Raw genomic sequence first — 5,600 nt, 5'->3', positions numbered from 1 at the left:
TCTGGTTTCTGTGTGGAAAGTAGGTCTATACTGATAGTTTATTCCGCAAAATAGTCCTAAAAGTTTTGCCCAATAAGCACTTCAGGATTCCATAAGCCAAAATTATCACACAAAGTCGAGAAGAGCCCTGTGGATAGGATGGGGGGCCTTAATAGTTTTAGTTAGTCAAATTTGGTTTCATTGTTTAGCCAAAATTCAACTGCAGCCAACCACGGAAAAAATTATTGACTATGGCATAGTGCCACGTTTACCCATACTACTCGCCGACTATATGGATGGTCTGGAGTACTTCAATGGCAAACTAATTAGCAACCGCTGCGATGCCTGCGGTGTCTATGATATTTACGATACTAATGGCAATCTCCTGCAAGCAGCTTTCATTACTGCTCCAGCTGCTGCAACTGGTATTGCCTACGATGGTACCGATTTTTACGTCTCAAATGTCTATAACTCATCAATTGGAGTTTATGATGGGGTACTAGGGACACTGAAATCGACTATCAACTTGATTCCCAAGACACCAGGGGACACCTTCTTGATTGAGTATCTTTCTGTAGATTACCTTCAGCGTCCTGATACAGGGCGTGTTCCTGAGCCAGCTTCCGTCTTAGGCTTACTTGCCATCGGTGTTTTGGGTGCAGGTTCGGCTTTGACGCGCAAATTATTAAAGTAGGAATCTGACTCAGAAATTCGCTACCTAAAAATCGAACACTAAAAGCGATCGCACTCAATCAATGCAGTGCGATCTTTTTGAACGTCAGTCCTCAGCCTTGAGAGACTTTGTACCTCACCAGTCTGAAAATTGTATAATATAGAATCCCGATTACTTTTCATCTGTGGCAGTTCCGTCATGACTAGATCGACAGAAACAGCGACCCTAACATTATACGAAGAAGATTTTTATCTCTGGCTAAAAACCACGGCAGAACAATTAAAAAAAGGCCAGTTTGCCGAGGTGGATTTAGACAACTTAATTGAGGAGATTGAATCGATGGGGAGAAGTGAAAGACACGCGCTCAAAAGTCTTTTAACTCGTCTCCTAGAACATTTACTCAAATTAACTTACTGGCAATCGGAAAGAGACCGGAATGGCAATCATTGGAATGGAGAAATCAATAATTTTCGGGCAGAAATTCAAGATTTACTGGAGGATAGCCCTAGTTTAAAGCCCTATCTTCGGGAGATTTTTGAGCCATCCTACCATACAGCTTTAGAGGCCGTCCGGAAAAAAATGGGTTTATCCCCTGGCGGTTTACCCAGTCAGATAATTTTTAATCTCGAACAGGTTTTAGATAATCAATGGCTGCCGATCGATTGGGAATAAACTATTGACTATCTAAATCACTCCTTAAATCGCTAAACAGTCATCAGTGAACTGAAAACTCAAATCTGATAACCGATACTAAATCCGTTGAGTATAGGATACTTATGAGGACAGGCACTCATGCAAGAGGCAAAAGGCAAAAGAGGGAATAGATAATCAGTTTTTAATAACTGGATTTAGTATGATAACTGATAACTGATAACTGATAACTGATAACTGATAACTGATAACTGATAACTGATAACTGATAACTGATAACTGATAACTGATAACTGATAACTGATAACTGATAACTGATAACTGATAACTGATCTAGTTTTACTCAACCAATTTCTTCAGCAGGGCATCCACTTCCTCCAGGCCGGATTGATTATTTTTCAGCACATAAACCGCTCGCGCTTGCTGAAAAGCTTCCGCTGCCTCTCTTTTTCGTCCCCGGCCCGCGTAGGCCCGACCGAGATTAAGATAGACATCGGCGTTATTGGGGGCAATTTTGGCCAAATCTTGATAGGCGATAATTGCTGCAAGATAATCTTTTCTGGCCAGATGGATGCGACCGATTCCCGCTTGTGCTTCCAAAGATTGGGGTTGTAGGAAAACAGCCCGACGATAAAAGGGAAGAGCCTCGTCAAAACGCTCTTGTTTTTCAAGTAAAATCCCTATTTTTAGCTGAATTAAAAAATTTCCAGCACTTTGTCGCTCTATTTCTTTTAAAATTTGGGTTCCGCCATTTAAATCGCCCTGTTTAAGCAAAAGGCTGGCTAGTTGCAATCTTAATTCACTATTGTTAGGGAATCTTTGCAGGGATTTTTGGAGAAAATCGAGGGCTTCGCTGCTTTTATTCTGTTCAATCAAGGCTTTGCCCATGATTTCGTGGGCTTGCTGATTATTGGGGTCGAGAGCTAAAACCCATTGGTAAACTTCGCCCGCTTTAGCATAGTTTTTTTGCCGTAATAATACCACCCCTAAACCAAGGTAGTGTTGGACGTTTTTCGGTTCTATTTGGATAGCGTAGTAGTAAGCGGTGGCTGCATTCTCATAATCGCCGATATTAGCCAAACTATAACCGAGAGCATGGAAAAAGTCAGGATTACTCGGATCGAGACTTAAAGCTTTTTGGTATGCTTGGGCGGCGGCGTTATAATCCCCTTGCCGCGTTTGTAAAAAGCCAATCCCGGAGAAAATTCTGGCATTATTGCCATCAAGGGCGGCAGCCCGCTCGTAAACGGCTATAGCTTCCCCATAATTGCCATTTTTGACCAATTGCCGCGCTTGACGCAGTAGTTCGTTAACCTGTGAATCCTTGCTCACGATTGCCCCCGCCGGATTATCAGCGATCGCAATTGAGGGGGAGAAACAGCCCCCCGCGAGAAGACCGACGAGCAAGATTAAACGGGTAAATTGTTTCATCGCTTTACCTTTGTTAACGATTCTTAATTAAAGTTTGTTGTAAATAGTATTGACAAAAATCAACTATTCTGCATCACCCTTGGACAAGATTATTGCGGGCTTCTTGGGCGACTTGGGCGCTCTTGTCGCTGGTTAACTGGGTCAAAACAGCGATCGCATCTTGCCCCCCTAAGCGGCCTAAAGCTTGAGCGAGACGATAGCGCAGTTGCCAGTCATCATCATTAGCCAAGGGAACGAGTAAAGAGACGGCGCGAGGGTCGCCTAGTTCCCCAAAAGCACTAACGGCGGCCGTTTTTACCAATTCATTATCGGAGTTAAGGGCGATTTCCAGCAGTTCAAAGCCCCGGGGTTCCCCCAATTCGCCCAAAGCGGCCACAATGCTAAATTGAATTAACCAGTCGCTGGATTGTTGATAGACAGCCACCAGATCATCGTAGGCTGCCGTTAATTTTAACCCCCCGATCGCATCGGCCGCGGCTGCTTTCACGTCTGCTTCGGGATCATTTAACAAACGATCGCGTAGAATAGTTAAGGCCAGATCGAGATTCTGACGACCGAGGATATCTAGCTGACTTACCGCCGAATAACGCACCCTAGCGTTACTATCGTTAATTAAAGGCTGTAACATCTCGAAGGCGATTTCTGGGGCTAAATAACGCAGTTGGTTAACTCCCGATAAGCGATCGCCATAATCATTGGAATCGAGCAGCCGTTGCACGGATTCGGGGGAATAATTCATAATTTGATGACACCCTTAACAATTGGACTGGTATTAATTGTCCCATGAATAGTTATCGAATCCTGACTATCTTGATCATGTTTAGTTCCCCGGTTTTTTGGGGCTGTAGTCCTCCCTCTCCTATTAAAAAAGAACCGACGGCTAAGATAATCATTTCTCCTTCTCCCAGTCCGATTATTTCCGCATCAGACATTAAAGCTGCTAATCGTTATCGTCAATTGGGATTACAGTATCGTCAACAGGGAGATTTTGTCAAAAGTATTGAAGCTTTAAAAAAATCGGTACAGTTAAACCCCAATCATCTAGACGGGAGAGTAATTTTAGGTTGGACACAACACCTCGCTAAACAACCTTTAGCGGCACAAACAACCCTAGAGGAAACGATTAAAATTGCTCCCGATCATGTGGCTGCTTATAATGCTTTGGGTATTGTTTATCTTGTCGTTGGTCATCTTGAAAAAGCTGTGGTCACTCATACTAAAGCCGCTAATTTAAAACCCGATAATGAAATCGCCTACTATAATTTATCCCTCGCCTATCATCGCCTAAAAGATTTTGATTCAGCTATTAATAACGCTAAAAAAGCAGTTAAATTAGAGCCAAATAATCCCCATCCTCTTGTGGCTTTGGCAATGATTTATTTAGATCAAGGTGATAGTAAAAAAGCGCAGGATACCTATAGAAAGGCTAGGGATTTAGACGTTCGTTATCGACAAAAATGGTTTCTGGCACACCTGAAGGAAGCGGGTTTTAGTCAGGAGCAAATTAAATTAGTCGAAAAGTTACTATCTAGTTAGATTGAAAGTTATTATTTCCCCTTAAGATGCCTGTCGATGTCCCAGTTTTAGGAAAATAGTTTCTAAATCTTCGCAGCAAGTATAAAACTCGCTTAAGGTCAGACCAGAAACTACTAAAGATTTCAACAATTCGGCACTATCTTCTAGGGTTCCCGTAAATTTAACCCGGAGAGTATTAGTATTAATAATTCTTAGCCAACTTTCCACAAAAACACATTGTTTAAGAGCGGTTTCTAAGGCTTCTAAATTGCCTAGAGTCGTGATCTGCAAGTATTGACCGGCTAGACGTTGATTTAATTCCTCTAAAGAGGTACTTTCCACTAGATAACCTAATTCCATTATACCCACAGAACTACAAAGTTCCGCTAAATCACTAAGGACATGGGAAGAAATTAAAATAGTCATACCTGCCGATTGTAAGACTTTAATAATCTCACGAAATTGTAGGCGAGCGATCGGGTCTAATCCAGAAACCGGTTCATCGAGAAGTAAAATTAAAGGTTCATGGATAATCGTTCGGGCTAAACTTAAACGTTGTTTCATCCCCCGGGATAAAGTAGCGATCAAATTATGGCTTTTATTGGTTAATTGTACCAGTTCTAGAACCTCATAAATTCGGCGATGACGTTGGGAGCGAGGGATATGATAAAGACGGGCAAAATAATCCAGATAATTCCAGACATTTAGGTCATCGTAGAGGGGAAAATTATCGGGTAGATAACCTAAATTTCTTTTCAGACGGGGATTACTCTCATCTCTTAAAAGACGTTCTCCGTGCAGATATATTTCTCCCGTTGTCGGTTCTTCCGCTGCCGCTAACATCCTAATTAAAGTGGTTTTTCCTGCTCCATTTGGACCGATTAACCCGTAAACTTCCCCCGCTTCAATCTGTAAATCCACTTGATTAACAGCCCCATGGCGGTCAAATTGTTTGGTTAAACCAACGGTAGCAATGGCTAATTCGGGTGTGTTCATAAAGTTTTAGTAGTGGGATTGCTGACAAACTGGCCACCACATTCTTAACATTAACGTTTGGGTTTCCCCTTATCAATAGAACCACTCTTGATGGTATGGTGAGAACCACAACTAGGACAAGGCAATACAGGCGAAGAGGTGATTTTGTTCTGTGTTAGACTGATATTTGAGTAAGTCTAACACGAACCACAAAAAGATATTGATCAGAAAACTCATCATCAAGCTAGAGGTTTAAAGTCTGATGTGAGCCGATTATAGCAATTTCCATAGTTGTGAGGTACAGAGTCTTAGGTTTTGAGGAGTCAGGAGTCAGGAGTCAGGAGATAGGAGATTATTTTATTTATTCTCCCTACAC

Annotated in this window: 7 protein-coding genes and 2 pseudogenes; 4 read left to right on the top strand and 5 right to left on the bottom strand. The window is 42.1% G+C overall.

The genetic code is table 11. The annotated features are described in order from the left end of the window. Positions 1–124 precede the first annotated feature (124 nt). From IQ242_RS27200 to IQ242_RS15510, 3 genes and pseudogenes are all read left to right on the top strand, one after another. Positions 125–268 (top strand): annotated as a pseudogene (locus IQ242_RS27200) (PEP-CTERM sorting domain-containing protein); the annotation flags it as partial. 3 nt (positions 269–271) lie between these two features. Further along, the gene (locus IQ242_RS26895; protein ID WP_305070281.1) at positions 272–673 is read left to right on the top strand and encodes a PEP-CTERM sorting domain-containing protein; all 402 of its coding nucleotides are present in this window, start codon (positions 272–274) and stop codon (positions 671–673) included. A 177-nt stretch (positions 674–850) separates the two neighbouring features. Beyond that, a complete protein-coding gene (locus tag IQ242_RS15510; protein WP_193960580.1) occupies positions 851–1,324 on the top strand; it encodes a DUF29 domain-containing protein in 474 nt (157 codons plus the stop codon). A 176-nt stretch (positions 1,325–1,500) separates the two neighbouring features. On the opposite strand, the gene IQ242_RS15505 is transcribed toward IQ242_RS15510, so the two are convergent. From IQ242_RS15505 to nblB, 3 genes are all read right to left on the bottom strand, one after another. Beyond that, on the bottom strand, positions 1,501–1,650 hold the full coding sequence (locus IQ242_RS15505) for a hypothetical protein (protein ID WP_193960579.1): 150 nt from the start codon (positions 1,648–1,650) through the stop codon (positions 1,501–1,503). Then, complete coding sequence (locus IQ242_RS15500; RefSeq protein ID WP_193960578.1) at positions 1,643–2,734, bottom strand: tetratricopeptide repeat protein; 1,092 nt, start codon at positions 2,732–2,734, stop codon at positions 1,643–1,645. The genes IQ242_RS15505 and IQ242_RS15500 overlap by 8 nt, the downstream gene beginning before the upstream one ends. 73 nt (positions 2,735–2,807) lie before the next feature. Then, on the bottom strand, positions 2,808–3,473 hold the full coding sequence (gene nblB, locus IQ242_RS15495; RefSeq protein WP_193960577.1) for a phycobilisome degradation protein NblB: 666 nt from the start codon (positions 3,471–3,473) through the stop codon (positions 2,808–2,810). 44 nt (positions 3,474–3,517) lie between these two features. Between nblB and IQ242_RS15490 the strand changes: the two genes are divergently transcribed. Continuing rightward, entirely contained in the window at positions 3,518–4,270 is a 753-nt protein-coding gene (locus tag IQ242_RS15490; RefSeq protein WP_193960576.1) for a tetratricopeptide repeat protein, read from the top strand. 21 nt (positions 4,271–4,291) lie between these two features. Here the strand turns inward: IQ242_RS15490 and IQ242_RS15485 are convergent, their stop codons facing one another. Both IQ242_RS15485 and IQ242_RS26270 read right to left on the bottom strand, forming a co-directional pair. Beyond that, entirely contained in the window at positions 4,292–5,245 is a 954-nt protein-coding gene (locus tag IQ242_RS15485; RefSeq protein WP_193960575.1) for an ABC transporter ATP-binding protein, read from the bottom strand. A gap of 53 nt (positions 5,246–5,298) precedes the next feature. Further along, positions 5,299–5,461, bottom strand: a pseudogene (locus IQ242_RS26270) (ISNCY family transposase); the annotation flags it as partial. Positions 5,462–5,600: the final 139 nt, after the last annotated feature.

The sequence above is a fragment of the Microcystis sp. LEGE 08355 genome (assembly GCF_015207185.1).
Lineage (GTDB): Bacteria > Cyanobacteriota > Cyanobacteriia > Cyanobacteriales > Microcystaceae > Microcystis > Microcystis panniformis.
This window is presented reverse-complemented; position numbering and strand designations above follow the sequence as displayed.